16 protein-coding genes and 2 pseudogenes are annotated in these 19,375 nt (G+C 34.5%); 14 read left to right on the plus strand and 4 right to left on the minus strand.

Annotation, left to right across the window (positions count from 1 at the left end; translation table 11 throughout):
• Window positions 1-197 precede the first annotated feature (197 nt).
• Window positions 198-1,526, plus strand: a complete 1,329-nt coding sequence (locus MVE64_RS22830) for a PhoH family protein (RefSeq protein ID WP_247341506.1) — start codon at window positions 198-200, stop codon at window positions 1,524-1,526.
• A gap of 55 nt (window positions 1,527-1,581) precedes the next feature.
• Here the strand turns inward: MVE64_RS22830 and MVE64_RS22835 are convergent, their stop codons facing one another.
• Entirely contained in the window at window positions 1,582-2,079 is a 498-nt protein-coding gene (locus tag MVE64_RS22835) for a peptidyl-prolyl cis-trans isomerase (RefSeq protein ID WP_247341508.1), read from the minus strand.
• A gap of 308 nt (window positions 2,080-2,387) precedes the next feature.
• Between MVE64_RS22835 and MVE64_RS22840 the strand changes: the two genes are divergently transcribed.
• The 3 genes and pseudogenes from MVE64_RS22840 (at window position 2,388) to pyc (ending at window position 7,673) form a co-directional block, all read left to right on the plus strand.
• Window positions 2,388-2,669 (plus strand): Fpa/YlaN family protein, encoded by a 282-nt coding sequence (locus MVE64_RS22840; protein ID WP_098799401.1) that lies wholly within the window; start codon window positions 2,388-2,390, stop codon window positions 2,667-2,669.
• Window positions 2,670-2,831: 162 nt separating this feature from the next.
• The gene (locus tag MVE64_RS22845; RefSeq protein WP_247341509.1) at window positions 2,832-4,049 is read left to right on the plus strand and encodes an FtsW/RodA/SpoVE family cell cycle protein; all 1,218 of its coding nucleotides are present in this window, start codon (window positions 2,832-2,834) and stop codon (window positions 4,047-4,049) included.
• Between the two features lie 187 nt (window positions 4,050-4,236).
• A pseudogene (gene pyc / locus MVE64_RS22850) lies at window positions 4,237-7,673 on the plus strand (pyruvate carboxylase).
• A gap of 48 nt (window positions 7,674-7,721) precedes the next feature.
• Here the strand turns inward: pyc and MVE64_RS22855 are convergent.
• A complete protein-coding gene (locus tag MVE64_RS22855; RefSeq protein ID WP_231309741.1) occupies window positions 7,722-8,663 on the minus strand; it encodes a COX15/CtaA family protein in 942 nt (313 codons plus the stop codon).
• A gap of 600 nt (window positions 8,664-9,263) precedes the next feature.
• Between MVE64_RS22855 and cyoE the strand changes: the two genes are divergently transcribed.
• The 8 genes and pseudogenes from cyoE to MVE64_RS22895 all read left to right on the plus strand — a co-directional run bounded on the left by cyoE (window position 9,264) and on the right by MVE64_RS22895 (window position 16,633).
• Window positions 9,264-10,193: a heme o synthase gene (gene cyoE, locus MVE64_RS22860; protein WP_247341511.1), complete on the plus strand. Its 930-nt coding sequence runs from the start codon at window positions 9,264-9,266 to the stop codon at window positions 10,191-10,193.
• A 96-nt stretch (window positions 10,194-10,289) separates the two neighbouring features.
• Entirely contained in the window at window positions 10,290-11,369 is a 1,080-nt protein-coding gene (gene coxB, locus MVE64_RS22865) for a cytochrome c oxidase subunit II (RefSeq protein WP_098799435.1), read from the plus strand.
• Between the two features lie 31 nt (window positions 11,370-11,400).
• A pseudogene (locus tag MVE64_RS22870) lies at window positions 11,401-13,267 on the plus strand (cytochrome c oxidase subunit I).
• Window positions 13,267-13,893 (plus strand): cytochrome c oxidase subunit III, encoded by a 627-nt coding sequence (gene ctaE, locus MVE64_RS22875; RefSeq protein ID WP_098799407.1) that lies wholly within the window; start codon window positions 13,267-13,269, stop codon window positions 13,891-13,893. Before MVE64_RS22870 ends, ctaE begins: the two are co-directional and overlap by 1 nt.
• 4 nt (window positions 13,894-13,897) lie before the next feature.
• Window positions 13,898-14,230 (plus strand): cytochrome c oxidase subunit IVB, encoded by a 333-nt coding sequence (gene ctaF, locus MVE64_RS22880; RefSeq protein WP_098799408.1) that lies wholly within the window; start codon window positions 13,898-13,900, stop codon window positions 14,228-14,230.
• Between the two features lie 279 nt (window positions 14,231-14,509).
• Complete coding sequence (ctaG, locus tag MVE64_RS22885) at window positions 14,510-15,412, plus strand: cytochrome c oxidase assembly factor CtaG (RefSeq protein WP_098799409.1); 903 nt, start codon at window positions 14,510-14,512, stop codon at window positions 15,410-15,412.
• Between the two features lie 78 nt (window positions 15,413-15,490).
• On the plus strand, window positions 15,491-15,958 hold the full coding sequence (locus MVE64_RS22890; RefSeq protein ID WP_098799410.1) for a DUF420 domain-containing protein: 468 nt from the start codon (window positions 15,491-15,493) through the stop codon (window positions 15,956-15,958).
• Between the two features lie 165 nt (window positions 15,959-16,123).
• Window positions 16,124-16,633 (plus strand): GNAT family N-acetyltransferase, encoded by a 510-nt coding sequence (locus tag MVE64_RS22895; RefSeq protein ID WP_247341512.1) that lies wholly within the window; start codon window positions 16,124-16,126, stop codon window positions 16,631-16,633.
• 232 nt (window positions 16,634-16,865) lie between these two features.
• On the opposite strand, the gene ytvI is transcribed toward MVE64_RS22895, so the two are convergent.
• Both ytvI and MVE64_RS22905 read right to left on the minus strand, forming a co-directional pair.
• On the minus strand, window positions 16,866-17,924 hold the full coding sequence (ytvI, locus tag MVE64_RS22900; protein ID WP_247341514.1) for a sporulation integral membrane protein YtvI: 1,059 nt from the start codon (window positions 17,922-17,924) through the stop codon (window positions 16,866-16,868).
• Between the two features lie 291 nt (window positions 17,925-18,215).
• Window positions 18,216-18,572 carry a YugN family protein gene (locus MVE64_RS22905; protein ID WP_098799413.1) on the minus strand — a complete coding sequence of 119 codons (357 nt, stop codon included), beginning with the start codon at window positions 18,570-18,572 and terminating at the stop codon, window positions 18,216-18,218.
• Between the two features lie 148 nt (window positions 18,573-18,720).
• Between MVE64_RS22905 and MVE64_RS22910 the strand changes: the two genes are divergently transcribed.
• Both MVE64_RS22910 and MVE64_RS22915 read left to right on the plus strand, forming a co-directional pair.
• Window positions 18,721-18,906 carry a hypothetical protein gene (locus MVE64_RS22910; protein ID WP_247341516.1) on the plus strand — a complete coding sequence of 62 codons (186 nt, stop codon included), beginning with the start codon at window positions 18,721-18,723 and terminating at the stop codon, window positions 18,904-18,906.
• A gap of 95 nt (window positions 18,907-19,001) precedes the next feature.
• A complete protein-coding gene (locus tag MVE64_RS22915) occupies window positions 19,002-19,349 on the plus strand; it encodes a CAP domain-containing protein (RefSeq protein ID WP_425594019.1) in 348 nt (115 codons plus the stop codon).
• Window positions 19,350-19,375: the final 26 nt, after the last annotated feature.

Raw genomic sequence — 19,375 nt, forward strand, 5'->3', positions numbered from 1 at the left:
TAATTGTTCATTTGACATCAGAATTTCAGTTGAAAAGAAGTTTTTTTACTGCTTTTTAATTTTATTGTCTAATAAACCTTCTATCTTTATTCATTCTTTCATATATTTTAGCAACGCTTCATTCACAGCTTGACTTTTTTTCACCACCTAATTGTTAAACTCCATAAAAAAATAGGAACGGAGTAGGAGGCGGAGGTTTGAGGAAGATTTATGTTTTAGACACAAATGTATTATTGCAAGATCCGAATTCAATATTTTCTTTTGAAGAAAATGAAGTAGTAATTCCAGCAGTGGTTTTAGAAGAGGTTGATTCAAAGAAGCGGTATATGGATGAAATAGGTAGAAATGCAAGACAAGTTTCAAAATTGATTGACCAGCTTAGAGAAACAGGCAAACTTCATGAGAAAATTCCTTTACCCAATGGTGGGTCATTAAGGATAGAATTAAATCATCGGTCTTTTCACCAATTACAAGAAATTTTTGTTGAAAAAACAAATGATAACCGAATACTTGCAGTTGCAAAGAATTTATCTTTAGAGGAACAGACGAAAGAAAATGGCCGAGCAGTTATTTTAGTAAGTAAGGACACGCTCGTTCGAGTAAAGGCTGATGCGATTGGTTTAATAGCTGAGGATTTTTTAAGTGATCGAGTAGTAGAAATTGATCACATCTATTCAGGCTTTCTCGACTTGTATATTAGCAATGAAAATTTAAATCGTTTTTATGAGAAAAATGAGTTAATATTATCAGAAATAACGAATCATCCTTTTTATCCAAATCAATTTGTGATCATGAAAGATGCACTTGGAGGTTCATCATCTGCGATTGGTAAGGTGGATCAATCAGGTAAAAAAATCCAAAGACTTGTATTTGATCATGACCACATTTGGGGAATTAAACCTAGAAATGTTCAGCAAACGATGGCTATGGAGCTTTTACTTAGAACGGACTTGCCTTTAGTTACATTAATTGGAAAAGCTGGGACTGGAAAAACATTACTTGCTTTAGCGGCAGGTCTTATGCAAACTGAAGATCTTGGTTCTTACAAAAAGTTACTTGTGGCAAGACCGATCGTACCTGTTGGAAAAGATTTAGGATTTTTACCTGGTGAGAAAGAAGAAAAGCTTAGACCGTGGATGCAGCCAATATTTGATAACCTTGAATATCTCTTTAATACTAAAAAGCCAGGTGAGCTTGATGCAATATTAGCTGGTATGGGGTCAATTGAAGTGGAAGCTTTAACGTATATTCGTGGGAGAAGTATACCTGAGCAAATTATTATTATTGATGAAGCTCAAAATTTAACAAAACATGAAGTGAAAACAATTCTTACGCGTGTTGGAGAGAGAAGTAAAATTGTTCTAATGGGAGATCCAGAACAAATAGATCATCCTTATTTAGATGAATATAATAATGGACTAACCTATGTTGTGGAAAAGTTTAAAGATCAGCCAATAGCCGGTCATGTAAGGCTGGTAAAAGGAGAAAGATCTGGGTTAGCTCAGCTTGCAGCTGACTTACTATAGTGTTCTACAATTACTCAAAAAGAAAAGGGCTTTGATCAGCCCTTTTCTTAACGAATTAAGAAACAATAATTTCCTTTACATGCTTTATTGGTGAATCAATATTTGATCCATCACCATAATAAACGTGAATAGGACCATCTTCTTTAAGAGGTTTTCCTTTCTTGCTAAACCCTAAGATCATCTCTGAGGCATCTCCGAGTGAAACGATGTATTTCTGATCTTTTGTAATAAATTGAACCTCTTTTGCATCATCTTGGAACTCTGCATTTTGAAGGAAGGGTTTAAAAGGAATTCCAAAGGTTCCGTTCAAAATTTTTTCTTTTTCATATGTACGTTCTGTCTTAAGTGTTGGAGGGTAAATAGCTCCTTCACGAATTTCACGTTCCCAGTGTTTAGATACCGCTTTCGTATACTCTTCTAACTCATCTTTTGATTCCTGTTCCGTATGAAAATAAGTTGTCAAATCAACTTTTCTATCATCGAAAATCCAAACTCCTGGATCTAAGGTAATTTGATAATTTACCTTTCCTTTTATAATAATAATTGAATTCATTATGAACACCCCTTTACAACGCTAGTATAAGCTTTTATGGAAAATTTGTCACATGTTAAGAAAGCAATCCTTTTCAATGGGCTTTAGAATTAATTCCATTGTGAAAGTAAGCATCATTTGTGTAAAAATACATTAGCTTTATCCTATAAAAATCTAATTCCATTATAATAATATTTAAGAATTAACAAATAGGCTTAAATTTTAGAGGATTATTTAATCTTTAGTCTGTTTGTCCTTGCTTTTTTCCTTCAATGGATTTAATATTAATACATAGAATAGGGTAATCGCTCGGAAACGGAGGGATTAAATTGGCGTCTGAGATTGCTGTTAATCATCGAGAAAAGGCACTTGCGGTACTTAAGGCAGATGCTGATAAAATCATGAAATTAATCAAGGTTCAAATGGATAATTTAACGATGCCTCAATGTCCACTTTATGAAGAGGTTTTAGATACACAAATGTTTGGTTTATCTAGAGAAATAGACTTCGCTGTAAGGCTTGGTTTAGTTGAGGAACGTGAAGGAAAAGAACTTCTTGATTCGCTTGAAAGAGAGTTGTCTGCATTACACGATGCATTTACAACAAAATAGTTGACTGAAAACTCAAACTCACATGTAATAGTTTGAGTTTTTTTAGTTTATTGATAAAAATATGATGATTTTAAAGGAATTTCCTCTATAAAAAGCGAAGATATAGTAAAATAAAGGTACAACTAGATTTACTTCATGTTTTAAAGTAAGGAAGAGATAATTATGATGAAAAAAATAATAAAATCATATGATTATTCATTAATATTAGCTGTTATCCTGTTATGTTCATTTGGACTTGTTATGGTTTATAGTTCTAGTATGATCACTGCAGTTGCACGATATGGCTTTGAGCCAGATCATTTTTTTCAAAGGCAAAAAATGGCTCTTATTGGAGGCGGTCTTGCATTTATTGTAATGATGATTTTTCCTTACAGAGCATTTTTAAATAGTAAAATTTTGAAATTTATTGTCTTTGGATCTATTGGACTCTTAGTCTCTTTATTTTTCATCGGGCATGTAGCCGGTAACGCTCAAAGTTGGATCAAGTTAGGTGGTTTCAGCCTTCAGCCTGGTGAGTTTGTGAAGCTAAGTGTAATCATTTATCTTGCAGCTGTTTATGATAAGAAACAGTCTTATATAGATGAATTTGGACGAGGTGTTCTTCCTCCGCTTATTTTCACAGGACTTATTTGCTTTTTTGTTGTCATTCAACCTGATTTTGGAACTGCTTTTATAATTGGGATGATTGCTATTTGTATGATTGTCTGCTCAGGTATGGCGATAAAAAGTATGTTGAAGCTAATATCTCTTTTCGGGCTGTTTTGTTTATTGATGCTGCCGTATATCATTCTTAAAGGATTTTTTAGCGATGAACAGATGAGTCGTTTTACTGGTGTGCTAGATCCTTTCGGAAACGAAGGGGGAGCTGGATATCAACTAGTAAATTCTCTTTATGCAATTGGTTCCGGTGGCTTGACAGGATTAGGTTTGGGACAAAGCGTTCAAAAGTATGGATACTTACCTGAATCACATACTGATTTTATTATGTCTATCATTGCTGAGGAATTAGGAATTTTAGGAGTCCTATTTGTATTGATTCTACTATCATTTATTGTAATAAAAGGATTCTATATTGCCAGGAAATGTCAAGATCCTTTTGGTACCTTGCTTGCCGTTGGTATTTCAAGTATGATTGCCATTCAATCTATGATTAATTTAGGCGGGTTAACGGGATTGCTGCCGATTACAGGCGTTCCATTACCGTTTATAAGCTATGGAGGTTCTTCTATTCTTTTGCTCCTTATTTCTATGGGACTACTTATAAATGTTTCAATGTTTACAACATACCGTGATACGTATAAGAAGCCTGTTATAGTGGATAATCAACCATTACAAGAAATCAAGCCTGTTCAAACAACAAAGAATACTTCAATAAGATAAAATTCACTTAAATACCCATCAGTCACAAATGTCTGTCTGACGGGTATTTTCTTTATACTCTGAAGATAATTACCTACTGTGTTAGTCTAAAAGGTCAAATAGTCAGTGATTTTCTGTATAACATTTTTCTTTAATGTGTTATACTAATTGCAAACTAATTGTTTGTTTTAGGAGGGGAAATGATTTAATGGGTAAAGTGAATAAGCTTTTAGTTGCAAACAGAGGGGAAATAGCAATTCGGGTTTTCCGGGCATGTACAGAGTTGAATATTAGGACAGTAGCGATTTATTCGAAAGAAGATACAGGATCATATCATCGCTATAAAGCTGATGAAGCTTATTTAGTAGGAGAAGGAAAGAAACCAATTGATGCCTATCTTGATATCGAAGGAATCATTGAGATCGCAAAAAATAATCAGGTTGATGCAATACATCCAGGTTATGGTTTTTTATCTGAGAATATTCATTTTGCTAGAAGATGCGAGGAAGAAGGAATCATTTTTGTTGGTCCTAAATCTGAGCATTTAGATATGTTTGGAGATAAGGTAAAGGCAAGAAAACAAGCAGAACTAGCCAATATACCTGTTATACCGGGGAGTGATGGTCCTGTAGCAAACCTTGATGAAGTGATTGAATTTGGAGATACATACGATTATCCTTTTATGATTAAGGCCTCACTTGGAGGCGGTGGAAGAGGTATGAGAATTGTAAGAAGTAAAGAAAGCTTACAAGAATCATATGAACGAGCAAAATCTGAAGCGAAAGCAGCTTTTGGGAACGATGAGGTTTATGTAGAAAAATTTATTGAAAATCCTAAGCATATTGAAGTTCAAATATTTGGAGATCATGACGGGAAAACTGTTCACCTTTATGAAAGAGATTGTTCTGTCCAGAGACGTCATCAAAAGGTTGTTGAGGTAGCACCTAGTGTTTCCTTATCAGAGGACCTTCGTAGTAGAATTTGCGATGATGCTGTAAAGCTTATGGATAATGTGAAATACTTAAATGCAGGAACAGTTGAATTTTTAGTTTCAGGAGATCACTATTATTTCATTGAAGTAAATCCACGTGTTCAGGTTGAACATACGATAACCGAAATGATAACAGGAATTGATATTGTTCAAACTCAAATTCTAATAGCTCAGGGTCATAATCTGGCGAGTAAAGAGATTGGCATTCAATCTCAAGATCAAATTAAAGTAAATGGCTATGCAATTCAATCAAGGGTAACGACAGAAGATCCTTTAAATAACTTTATGCCTGATACCGGTAAAATTATGGCATACCGATCTGGTGGCGGCTTTGGTGTTCGTTTAGATGCAGGTAATGGGTTTCAAGGGGCTGTTATTACTCCTCACTATGATTCATTACTAGTAAAGCTTTCGACTTGGGCTTTAACATTTGAACAAGCTGCATCTAAAATGGTCAGAAATTTAAGGGAATTTAGAATAAGAGGAATTAAAACAAATATTCCTTTTTTAGAAAATGTAGTAAAGCATGAGGATTTCTTAAGTGGAAAATATAATACATCCTTTATCGACTCATCACCGGAGTTATTTGTTTTTCCAAAAAGGAAAGACAGGGGAACAAAAATGCTTTCATACATTGGAACTGTTACTGTAAATGGATTCCCTGGAATAGATAAACAAAAGAAGCCTGTGTTTGAGAAACCTGTTGTTCCAAAAGTAAAGTACTCTGAACAAAAATTAAATGGAACGAAACAAATTTTAGACAAACATGGAACTTCAGGACTTATTAAGTGGATAAAGGATCAAAATCAAGTGCTGTTAACAGATACAACATTTAGAGATGGACACCAATCCTTACTTGCAACACGAGTGAGAACAAATGACTTAAAGAATATAGCTGAACCAACTTCGCAATTGTTACCTCATTTATTTTCTTTGGAAATGTGGGGCGGGGCAACTTTTGATGTTTCTTACCGCTTTTTAAAAGAAGATCCTTGGGATCGTTTATTAACAATTCGTGATAAGGTGCCAAATGTATTATTACAGATGCTACTGCGAGCATCAAATGCAGTTGGGTATAAAAATTATCCTGATAATGTCATAAAGGAATTTGTTGAAAAATCAGCATATGCGGGTATTGACGTTTTTAGAATTTTTGACAGTTTGAACTGGGTTAAAGGAATGACATTGGCAATTGATGAGGTAGGTAAATCTGGGAAGATTGCAGAAGCTGCTATTTGCTATACAGGAGATATATTGGATTCAAGCAGACCTAAATATAATCTGGAATATTATAAAAATATGGCAAAAGAGCTTGAGCAAGCTGGTGCGCATATTCTAGCGATTAAGGATATGGCAGGTTTACTTAAACCTAGAGCAGCTTATGAACTCATATCTACCCTTAAAGATGCAGTTGATCTGCCAATCCACCTTCATACCCATGATACAAGTGGTAATGGAATTTTTACCTATTCAAAAGCAATTGAGGCTGGGGTAGATATAGTTGATGTAGCGGTAAGTTCAATGGCAGGCTTACCTCACAACCGAGTGCGAATTCCCTTTATTATGCTTTAGAAGGATATGAGCGACAACCAAATATAGATATACAGTCATTAGAACAACTTTCACAATATTGGGAGAACGTTAGGAAATATTATGTTAACTTTGAGAGTGGTATGAACGCACCACATTCAGAAATTTATATGCATGAAATGCCAGGAGGTCAATATAGTAATCTTCAGCAGCAAGCAAAGGCTGTTGGACTAGGTGATGAATGGGATAAAGTAAAAGGGATGTACCGCAGAGTAAATGATCTATTCGGTGACATAGTCAAAGTTACCCCTTCGTCTAAGGTTGTTGGCGACATGGCACTATTTATGGTTCAAAATAAACTAAATGAAGATGATATTTTTGAAAAGGGAGAAACTCTGGATTTTCCAGATTCAGTTATTGAATTGTTTGAGGGGTATTTAGGGCAACCGCATGGAGGGTTTCCTAAAGAATTACAACGAATCATTTTAAAAGGTCGCACACCTATAACCGAGCGACCTGGTGAAAAACTTGAACCAGTAAATTTTCAAGCTATGAAAGAAGAGTTATTTCATAGTTTGGGAAGACCTGTAACTAATTTTGAACTAATTGCTAATGCTCTTTACCCTAAAGTCTTTTCTGAATATATTAAAACATGTGATATGTATGGTGATATTTCTGTCCTTGATACTCCAACTTTTTTATATGGAATGAGATTAGGTGAGGAGATAGAGGTTGAGATTGAACAAGGTAAAACATTAATAGTGAAACTTGTTTCAATTGGTGAACCTCAAGCTGATGGACATAGAGTTGTTTATTTTGAATTAAATGGTCCCCGTGAAGTGCTGATTAAAGATGAAAACATACAATCTACGGTAGTATCAAAGCTTAAGGCTGATAAAAACAATGGAGATCATATTGGTGCGACTATGCCGGGCACAGTTATTAAGGTGTTAGTTGAAAAAGGTGAAAAAGTGAACAAAGGAGATCATTTAATCATTACAGAAGCTATGAAAATGGAAACTACAGTTCAAGCTCCCTTTACAGGAGTTGTTAAAGATATTCATGTTACTAATGGTGAGGGAATTCAATCTGGTGATTTGTTAATAGAAATTTCTAAAGGGTAATCTACCAATACTTTAGAGAAAATAAAAAAGAGGCGAAGGCCTCTTTTTTTATTTGGAAAATGAATGTTCAGTTGTTGAACTAACCTCAGTATTTAAATTACTACGACTAACTAATAAAAGGAAATAGCTGAATAGTCCAAACAAACATGAAATTATAAGTGCATGAGCTAACGATACAAAAAGATTTAACCCAGATAAAACAACAAATGCTCCGGATGTTACCTGCATACATACTAAAATAAAGGCAATCATCCAACCTTTATAAATAATTTTTTGATGTTTGTGATACTTAAATGCACGCCATGCGGTATATGTTATCCAAATAAAAATAATGCCCGCAGCCATTCGATGTCCCATTTGAATCCATTCATGCAGTGTAGTCGGCAGTCCACCTGCTCGTCCGCTGCACATCGGCCATTCTGGACAGGCTAGACTTGCACCTTTATGTCTAACATATGCGCCAGTGTAAACGACAACATATGAATAGACGATAATGCCAACCATATGAAATTTCATAGTCTTATCAATTATTAATGTCTTTGAGTCGAATTTCTTATCAACTTCAAATATTAATAGTGTTAATAACAATACAGATGCAAAGGAAATAAGCGATATACCGAAATGAAGAGCAAGAACGGCATCTGATTGGCCCCACATAACAGCAGCAGCTCCAATTAAGGCCTGCAATACTAGAAAAAACATTGATAGTATAGCTAAAAACTTTGTTTCTCTTACATGACCTATTTGTTTCCAGGACCATATTGAGAGAATTAACACAGCTATACCAGCAAGTCCACTAACCAAACGATGACTAAGTTCTATAACGAGTTCAAACGTGATTTCACTCGGTACAAGCTCGCCGTGACATAGCGGCCAAGAATCTCCACATCCTGCACCTGACTCAGTTTTCGTAACAAGAGCTCCGCCAATTAAAACACACAACATAATCACTGTTGTCAAAACGGCGAACCATTTAAGAGCACGTTGCAACATGTTCACCTACTTAAGTATAGTCAATTGAGATAAATATTAGAAAAAAATACTCCACCGTATCGTACACAATGTACAAGAAAAAGACAATAAATAACGTAAAATGTTCACAAAGTTCTTAAGTTTGATGAAAAGGGTGTCACATATAGTCATCATAATTTATTGTTCCGTTAAAGGGGTTGAATATGTATTAGGAGTTTACTAGAAATAGAAGGTACCATTATTTTTATTACAATAACTATTTTTTCCTAAGAATTGAAATGGAAATTATGATAAAATAGGAAGGCTTGGTATAGTAGTATAGTTCAAGGGAGATGTATCGCTTCACAATTTCGACAAAAATACTTCATAAATTATTCACAATTTAAGAAAGAATTATGTTTTAATATCAAGTAGACCGTTTTTAAATGTTTATTTTTTTAGTATGATAAGATATAGAAAATTAGCAGGTTGCAACCGCCTTCATCTTACTTCTCTTAACTATGTTATCATATGTAATAGAAGAGAATGTTTATTTCAAAAGCAAGTATTTTAAAGACAGGTGAAGGAAATTGAAATAGCCTAAATACATTAGGTTATATTGGGTAAGGAGGTAATGAATTGGCAGATACAAAAGTTTTGGATGAGGCTGCAATTAAGCATCATTCAAATGATATACGTGAGACGACACTCTGGAAGGATTTCCTTTCATTAATTAAAGTAGGGATTGTTAACTCAAATGCAATAACTACCTTTACTGGTATTTGGCTTGCTCTCTACTTTAGTGGTAAAGGATTCCTAGCTAATATTGATGTCGTACTATTTACATTACTTGGTTCTTCGTTAGTAATCGCTGGATCCTGTGCAATTAATAATTATTATGACAGGGATATTGATCATTTAATGGAAAGAACAAAGGAACGTCCAACTGTTACTGGAAAAATGAATCCAATGCATGCATTGTGGATTGGAATCTTTCTGTTAACTGTAGGATTTGCATTAATGCTTATGACAACGATCACTGCGACAATTATTTCGTTGGTAGGGGTTGTTACTTATATCTTTTTGTATACAATGTGGTCTAAGCGTTTATATACCATTAATACTGTTATTGGAAGTGTTTCAGGTGCTGTCCCGCCTTTAATTGGATGGGCGGCAATTGACTCTAACTTAAGTGTTATGGCATGGGTACTATTTTTAATTATGTTCATTTGGCAACCACCACATTTTTTAGCCTTAGCAATGAGAAGAACAGAAGAGTATCGAGCTGCTAATATTCCGATGCTTCCTGTTGTTCATGGGTTTGATGTTACGAAACGTCAAATTATGGTATGGGTTGCATGCTTAATACCATTGCCATTTTACTTATATGAGCTTGGTGTAGGATTTCTGATTCTAGCAACCATTCTTAATATTGGGTGGGTAATAATTGGAATCAAAGGCTTTAAAAATAAAGAAATTGAAATGAAATGGGCAACTAAAATGTTCGTCTATTCAATTAACTACTTAACAATTTTGTTTGTATCAATGGTGTTATTCACCATTATCTAATTGTGAAATTCTTTCTTTAAAAAGAATTTATTTATACAAGAGTTCCTGTAAAATTGATAGGACTTTAATTTACTGAAAGAGGGGTTTGATTTGGCTATGAGAAAATGGCTGACAAAATGGCGTCTGTTTTCACTTTTCGCAGTTATGACGCTTGTCTTAGCCGGCTGCGGTGAACCGTTTCTTTCCACGCTTAAACCTGCTGGTGAAGTAGCGGATATGCAGTACGACATCATGGTATTAAGTACTTTAGTTATGGTCGTCGTTATTGCAATCGTAACGGTAATCTTCATTTATGTTGTAATGAAATTCCGTAGAAGCAAAATGGGAGAAGACAACATTCCTGTACAAGTTGAAGGGAATCATAAGCTAGAAATCATTTGGACTGTTATTCCTATTTTGTTACTTCTTGTCTTAGCTGTGCCTGTGGTATCTGCAACATTTAAACTTGCAGAGGTGGATGCTATCGATGATGAGAACCGTAAACCAGAAGACGCGATCGTTGTTAATGTTCGTGCAAATCTATACTGGTGGGAATTTGAATATCCTGATTACGGAATAGTTACGAGTCAAGATTTAGTCGTTCCAACTGATGAGAGAGTTTACTTTAACTTGATTGCTTCTGATGTTAAGCACTCATTCTGGATTCCATCAATTGGTGGAAAGATGGATACGAACGTAGACAATGTAAACCAAATGTGGTTAAAGTTTGATTCAGCAAGAGCTGACCAAGCTGGTGAGTATTTCTATGGTAAATGTGCTGAACTTTGTGGACCTTCACACGGATTAATGGACTTTAAAGTAAAAGCTATTTCCAGAGACGAATTTGACCAGTGGATCTCTGGCATGGAAAATGCTAATGCAGTTGCATCAACTGATTTAGCAAAACAAGGTGAGCAATTATTTGAAGAAAAAGGATGTATTGCTTGTCATGCTGTTTCTCCTACTGATGAGAGACCAGCAGCTGCAAGAACTGCTCCTAACTTAGCGACATTTGGAGAGCGTGCTCGTGTAGCAGGTGTTCTTGAACACAATGCTGAGAACGTTCGTGCTTGGTTAGAAGATCCTGAAGCATACAAGCCAGGAAATAAAATGACTGGTACTTATCCAGAATTGAATGATCAAGAGTTGGATGCTCTAACTGAATATTTAATGGGACTTAAAGTCTCAAGTAATTAATTAAGAGCTAAATGAAAAGGGAGGTAACACTGTGAGCACGTTAACTCAGAAAAAAGGGGTCGGCGCTGTTCTTTGGGACTATCTCACAACGGTAGACCATAAGAAAATCGCTATCCTTTACCTGATATCCGGTGGCTTCTTCTTCCTTGTTGGTGGATTAGAAGCAATGATGATCCGCATTCAGCTAGCCGTTCCGAACAATGATTTTGTTAGTGCTGGTTTATACAATGAAGTGTTAACAATGCATGGAACGACAATGATATTTTTAGCTGCAATGCCTTTATTATTCGCATTAATGAATGCGGTTGTACCATTACAAATTGGTGCTCGTGACGTAGCATTTCCATTCTTAAACTCTTTAGGTTTTTGGTTATTCTTCTTTGGTGGAGTTTTCTTAAACTTAAGTTGGTTTTTAGGAGGAGCACCTGACGCAGGTTGGACGTCATATGCATCTTTAGCGTTAGAATCACCAGGACATGGTGTTGATTTTTACTTATTAGGATTACAGGTTTCAGGTCTAGGTACGTTGATAGCTGGGATTAACTTCCTTGTAACAATCATTAACATGCGTGCACCTGGAATGACTTACATGCGTATGCCATTATTTACATGGACTACATTTGTAGCTTCTGCACTTATTTTATTTGCTTTCCCTGCATTAACAGTAGGTTTAGCATTTCTAATGTTTGATCGTTTATTTGGTACTGCTTTCTTTAACCCTGCTTTAGGCGGTAACACTGTAATTTTCGAACATATCTTCTGGATTTTTGGACACCCTGAAGTATATATCTTAGTATTACCTGCTTTCGGTATCTTCTCAGATATTCTTCCGGTTTTCGCAAGAAAGCGTTTGTTCGGATATTCATCAATGGTATTTGCTACAGTTTTAATTGGTTTCCTTGGGTTCATGGTTTAAATTTCACCATATGTTTACAACTGGTTTAGGACCAATTGCAAATGCTATTTTTGCGGTAGCTACTATGGCAATCGCTGTACCAACAGGTATTAAAATTTTCAACTGGCTATTTACAATTTGGGGTGGATCTATTAAATTTACGTCCCCAATGGTATGGTCTGTAGCATTTATTCCTACATTCGTTATGGGTGGAGTAACAGGTGTAATGCTTGCTATGGCTGCAGCTGACTATCAATACCATGATAGTTACTTTGTAGTAGCTCACTTCCACTATGTAATTGTAGGTGGGGTAGTATTCTCATTATTTGCTGGTGCCATTTACTGGTGGCCAACAATGTTTGGTAAATTGTTAAATGAAAAATTAAATATGGTAACCTTTGTTTTATTCTTTACTGGTTTCCATTTAACTTTCTTTATCCAACATTTCTTAGGTTTAATGGGGATGCCTCGTCGTGTATTCACATTCTTACCTGGTCAAGGGTTAGATACAGGGAACTTTATTAGTACAATCGGTGCTTTCTTAATGGCAGCTGGAACAATTCTTTTACTTATTAATATTGTCTACACGGCAGTAAAGGGTAAAAAAGTTGGAAGAGATCCATGGGGAGACGGTCGTACACTTGAGTGGGCGATTTCATCACCACCACCTGAGTATAACTTTAAACAAACTCCACTTGTTCGTGGATTAGATGCTCTTTGGATTGAGAAGATGGAAGGAAATAAAGAAATGACACCAGCAGAACCACTTGGTGACATTCATATGCCTAACGGTTCAATCCTACCGTTTATTATGTCATTTGGATTATTTATTGTATCATTTGGATTAATGTACCGTGAAGATTACAGTTGGGGACTTCCTGCGATCATTGTAGGTTTCATTATTACTTTCGCTTGTATGTTCTTACGTTCTGTTATTGATGATCATGGATATCATATCCATAAAGAGGACTTACTTAATGAAGATAAAGGAGGGAAAGCGTAATGGCATCTGTTGAAGAAAAATTAACAGCAGAAAATTTCCCTGCTTCGCCTGAAAAGTCAACCCTTGAAGGCAAAAATAAATTTACTGGCTTTTGGTTATTCCTTGGTGGAGAGACAGTACTCTTTGCAACTCTTTTTGCAACATTCTTAGCTTTAAGAGAATCTACTGCAGGTGGGGCTACCACACAAGAGTTATTTGAAATTCCTCTTGTATTTGCAGCAACGATGTTACTTTTAACATCAAGTTTAACTAGTGTATATGCAATGTACCATATGAAAAACTTCAATTTTGGTAAAATGCAACTTTGGTTAATCATTACTGTTCTATTAGGATTGGCATTCCTGATTTTGGAAATTTATGAGTTTAATCATTATGTCCATGAATTTGAATTCACAATTACTAGTAGTGCACTTGGATCTTCTTTCTACACGCTAGTAGGAACACACGGACTTCACGTTGCTTTTGGTCTATTATGGATTACTACCTTAATTGTTCGAAATGCAAAACGTGGCTTAAGTTTGTATAATGCACCTAAATATTATGTTGCAAGTTTATATTGGCACTTTATTGATGTTGTTTGGGTGTTCATTTTCACTGTTGTATACTTAATGGGAATGGTGGGATAAACTGATGGCAAATAATCATAATTCAACAAACCCTAAAGTAGATCTTGCTTATCGTCGTAAAAAAAATGCAGAGGATATGAAACATCAGGTTGTAACATTTGGCATGATGATTTTCTTAACAATTGTCGCATTTATTGCTGTAGGATATGATGGAATTGCTGAATGGTTCAAGATTCCTTTTATCATTACTCTTGCGGTTATTCAAGTCATTTTCCAGCTTTACTACTTTATGCATATGAGTCATAAAGGACATGAAACTCCAGCATTATTTCTTTTTTCAGGTGTAGGCGTTGCTGGCTTAACAGTTTTAGCTTTCGTTACGATCATTTGGTGGTAATGAAAACAATGAAGAGCAATTGGCGTATATGCTGATTGCTCTTTCTTTATTCGTTAATCCTTAAATACCCACTTAAACGGGATATAATTATTGGTTAGTTGTATATAAATAATTAAATTATCCCCTTAATAGCAAATGTATTTAGATATATATTAGGCTCTCTTAGAGTGTTATCATTAATAAACCTCTAATGTATTTGTCATAGAACGTTCATTGATACGCTATGAACTAAAAGTGTATAATAATCCTGAAAGACTAGCTTAAGGAGCTGACTTAAAGATGAGCTTTGATATATTTGGATTTCGTGCCTTGTGGAGTCCGTATTTTTTCATTGTTTTACTTGTGATTGTAGCCATCTATTTTTTGATCATTGGACCTTGGCGAACTAAGTTTAAAGATAGTTCTCCTGTTTCAAATAAACAAAAATTACTTTTTGTCACGGCTATACTGTTTATCTATATTAGTAAAGGAAGTCCTGTTGATCTTCTTGGGCACATTATGTTTAGTGCTCATATGACACAGATGGCAATATTATATTTAGTTGTACCCCCATTTATTATTTTGGGAGTACCGGATTGGCTATGGAGATCAATAATATATCGTCCAGTAATAAAGCCTATAATGAAAGTATTAACAAATCCAATAATAGCTTTAATTGTATTTAATGGAGTTTTTTCACTTTATCATGTTCCGCTAGTTTTCGATTTTGTGAAAACTGATTCATTGTATCACGCGATCATGACGACAGCTATTTTCATCGGTGCTATGTGTATGTGGTGGCCGTTATTAAATACATTATCAGATTGGAAATCGCTTACAGGTATAAAAAAAGTAGGATATATTTTTGCTGATGGAGTTTTATTAACACCTGCATGTGCACTTATTATTTTTGCTAATGATCCACTTTATTTAACTTATTCCGAGCCACAAGCATGGATTAATGCATTACAATTATGTGTTCCAGCTGATATGCTATCTGGATTAAATCTTACAGGTCCTGATATGTTTAATACATTACCACTTGTTGAGGATCAACAGCTTGGCGGAGTGTTGATGAAAATCATCCAAGAAATTGTTTATGGGACAATTCTTGCTTATATCTTTTTTAAATGGGCAGGTAATGAGAGACGAAGAGATGAACTTGAGTTGAAAAAGAACCTGTCTCCAGAACCAGTAAAATAATATATGAATTATTGGAGGCTGACATCTTATATCAGTCAGCCTTACATAAGTATTTTAAGTTATAAGAGAGGAAGAGACATGAATACATCACTACCGATTTTACCAACAATAAGTACCTCCTTTATCGTTATTAGTGCGATTTTTGTAGCAATTGGTTGGTACCTAATTAAACAACGAAAAATTGAAGCACATATGAAGGTAATGTTTTTAGCAGCTATATCAGCTATCATTTTCTTTGTTATATATGCTTCTCGCACGATTTTTATCGGCAATACAGCTTTCGGTGGACCAGATGAGTTAAAGATTTATTATACAATTTTTCTTATCTTCCATATAACATTAGCAACAATTGGAGCTGTACTAGGTATTATTTCTTTAATTACTGGTTATAAAAAGAACTATGCAAAACATCGAAAACTTGGTCCGGTAACAAGTATTGTTTGGTTTTTTACAGCCATCACTGGTGTTGCAGTTTATTTACTTTTATATGTTTTTTATCACGGTGGAGAAACAACGTCAGTCATTAAAGCAATCTTAGGGTTTTAAACATATTTTAAGGGTGGGTTAGAATAAAATGTTCTAAACCGCCTTTTTTTATTGTCTTGAAACAAGAAAAATATTGTTTAAGGTAACATATATGATAAGTGCGTAATCCACTTAGCATTTACTTCTTTTCATGATGTTAAAATCAATCAGAGGGGAGAGAATGGCTTGATTGAAATTTTAACAAACCGGTTAATGATTGTTCCATGTTCACTTGATATTGCAAAATCATTAGTATTTCATCGAAAAGAATTAGATAAACGTTCACCAATTGAAATTCCAAAAAGCTGGCCATCTTCTTATGTGCGAGGATTTTTACCTTTCTATATTGAAAGTTTAGAAAAGAAGGAAAAAGAATCTGAATGCGGATTGTGGATGATCATTATGTATGAAGATAAGAAAATTATTGGTGATATTTTAATGCAAGGAAATCCTTCTAAAGAAGGGAAAATTCATCTTTGTTATCATGTTGAAGATAAGACTTTAGATGAAACAATTGCATATGAAGCAGTTGATGCTTTTATTGATTGGCTAACGTATCAAATGTCTGTTAAGAAGGTTGTGATGGAGTGTGAGATGAATGAAACACATTCGATTAGACTATTTGAAAAGCTCGGTTTTATCTGCAAAGAAAAAGAAGGCCAGTTTTTAATGTGGGAAATCCAAAAAGATGAATAGCTTAATGTTTTGGCTGAAATAGGTTTTTAAAGTGTTTTTCTATTTCAGCTATCTTAAAGGAGATTTTTATAAACTACATAATCATGAGGTAGTTTAGAGTCATTCCGTTTTAAAAAGTCTTAGTTTCAAGCTTGTTTTTTCAGAGATGTGTAAAAAGACAATGCCTTTTATAAAGTGAAGGAAAGTTGATTACTGAATAAAACAAAAAAGAAAGAGCATGGGCTCTTTCTTTTTATAATTTAAATTTAATTTTGATTAAACCTGCTTCTCTTGCTGAATTGTAAACAATTAAGATCATTGGACCAATGAAAAATCCAAGCACACCAAATAATTTTAACCCTAAATACATGGAAATTAATGTGGCAAGAGGAGATAATCCAATATGAGTTCCCATTACCTTTGGTTCAATGGTTCTTCTAATAACTAAAAGGATTATGGTTAAAACACCGAGTTTTGCTGCTATTGCCATATCACCAGTAACCAAATGATATAGAGTCCATGGTCCCATAATAATAATGGATCCTATTAATGGGATTACATCAATAATCCAGATAATTAAAGACATAATTAGTGCAATTTCAGGTGCAATAAACAATAAACCAATTAAAGATACAACAAAAATGATAATACTAACTAAAAATTGTGCTTTGATAAATCCCATCACAACGTAAGTTAAGCGGGAAATCATAAAAGTTACTTTTTCAGCTGTTTTATCTGTTAAATAAGAGTATGCTTTTGTTTTTAATCTAGGTAACTCCAGCATAAATAAAAAAAGAGCAATTAAATAAACGATTAAATTTACTAAATAGTTTGGTATGTTTGTAAAAATTGCCTTTACATTCTCAATGTTTACAGAGCTTGTTAATTCTAATCTGGTTTTTTGTAAAAAGTTTGTTACTTGGTTACTAACCTCTTCAACAAAGATTGGTGGAAGATCTTGAGCGGTATTAGAAATATCATCTTCAAAGTTTTCCCAAACCTTTGTAATCTCATTTATATAGGATGGAGCATTATCTGCTATTTGAACAACCTCTCCAACTACCTTAGTGGTTAAGATATAACCACTAACACTTATGAGAATTAGAAATAACAAAAACACTATTAAAACTGATAAGTGTCTGTTTAATGTTCCTCTCCGCTGAAGCAACCGGATAGCTGGTTCAAGAAATAGGGCAGTAATAAAAGCGACAATCAGTGGAACAGAAATTGGTAGAATGTAAAATAGGATTACACCCACAATGATAATTGATACAATTGTTAAGAGAATTCTTTTGTTTAAAATAGTGGTCAAATTTGTGCCCCTTTCTAAAGAAACATTTCTTATCTCATTATAGTACGAAACTCGATGAAAACAAAGAATTTTCAATCGCTTTAAAGGTGCAATAAGAACGTTTGGAAGCTATTTTTAAGGTGAAATAGCCTTTTAAAAATCGGTAGGAATGGGACCACTTTTACTTAGGTTAAATGTATATCCCTAAATTAATGTCTAGCTATAAAGTAAATAACAAAACTTTAATTTAAACAAAAATAAAAAAGCATGGACTAGTCCGGTGCTTTTTTATTTTTGTAGGTTTATTTATGCTTACTGAACCTTTTTTAATTCTTCAGATAATCTTTTTAATAGATTTTTACTAGTATCGACTACAGCTGATGGAAATACTTCTCCTTCACCGTACTCAACACCGTGAGGATAGTAGTGCTTGCCTAAAAGAGGAGTAATAAGCTTCATAACAGCATGACGTCCTCCAACATCTCCTTCAACAGCATAAGCAGGAACACGTAGATAGTAGATATCCCCTTTAGCTTCAATCTTACGATCGTAGGTAGCACGCTCATAATCCCATTGTCCCGCTCTTACTAACCCAAGATCGTCCATTATCTCATCTAAACGTGCAAGATCTATTGTAATTCCCTCTAAACCAGTGCCTTCAATTTTCATATGTAATTTCCCTCCTAAAGCCTTTTCACGTTATTTATTATAGCTTAAAACAACATAAAAGTTAAAGTGAAACTTTAACTCATTCATAGTTAGTTGAGCTTATTAAAAAAATATTATTGGAAAAAATATAAAAAAAGGAGGTATACACATGAGTTTGCAATTCACTCAGCGTAATATTCTACTATTTATCATGATTTGTATTTTGTTGTTATCTCCTCTTCAAGTGAAAGCAGAGGAATTTAATCACACAGTCAAAAAAGGGAAACTTTATGGAGTATTGCTCAATCTTATCAGGTCGGATTATCAGAAATTCTTGCCTCGAATCGTCATATAGATAATCCTCATTTAATTTTCCCAGGACAGAAGCTGCATATTCCACAATTAAACGAAATTAAATTAATAGAAAAGCAAGTAATTACTTTAACAAACCTGGAAAGGAAGGATGCTGGTCTCCCACCATTACAGACCAATTGGGAGCTTTCCAGGGTTGCAAGATTTAAATCAAAGGACATGAAAGAGTTGAACTATTTTAGCCATGATTCACCAACATATGGCTCTCCCTTTACGATGATTAATAACTTTAAAATTTCTTTCCAAACAGCAGCTGAAAACTTAGCAGCAGGTCAGAGAACCCCAAAAGAAGTAGTAAATGCATGGATGAACAGTCCTGGACACCGTGCTAATATACTTAAAAAGGAAGTTTCGGAAATTGGGGTAGGGTATGTTAATGGAGGTAAGTATGGCCACTATTGGACACAAATGTTTATTAGCAGGTAAAGTGTTATATAATTTATTTGTAACAC

This window comes from Metabacillus endolithicus (genome assembly GCF_023078335.1).
Lineage (GTDB): Bacteria > Bacillota > Bacilli > Bacillales > Bacillaceae > Metabacillus > Metabacillus endolithicus.

Coding starts and splice junctions, on each gene's coding strand:
- MVE64_RS22835 (WP_247341508.1), bottom strand. CDS start 2,079: ATGAATTCAATTATTATTATAAAAGGAAAGGTAAATTATCAAATTACC.
- MVE64_RS22845 (WP_247341509.1), top strand. CDS start 2,832: ATGATGAAAAAAATAATAAAATCATATGATTATTCATTAATATTAGCT.
- coxB (WP_098799435.1), top strand. CDS start 10,290: ATGAGAAAATGGCTGACAAAATGGCGTCTGTTTTCACTTTTCGCAGTT.
- ctaE (WP_098799407.1), top strand. CDS start 13,267: ATGGCATCTGTTGAAGAAAAATTAACAGCAGAAAATTTCCCTGCTTCG.
- ctaF (WP_098799408.1), top strand. CDS start 13,898: ATGGCAAATAATCATAATTCAACAAACCCTAAAGTAGATCTTGCTTAT.
- ctaG (WP_098799409.1), top strand. CDS start 14,510: ATGAGCTTTGATATATTTGGATTTCGTGCCTTGTGGAGTCCGTATTTT.
- MVE64_RS22890 (WP_098799410.1), top strand. CDS start 15,491: ATGAATACATCACTACCGATTTTACCAACAATAAGTACCTCCTTTATC.
- MVE64_RS22905 (WP_098799413.1), bottom strand. CDS start 18,572: ATGAAAATTGAAGGCACTGGTTTAGAGGGAATTACAATAGATCTTGCA.
- MVE64_RS22910 (WP_247341516.1), top strand. CDS start 18,721: ATGAGTTTGCAATTCACTCAGCGTAATATTCTACTATTTATCATGATT.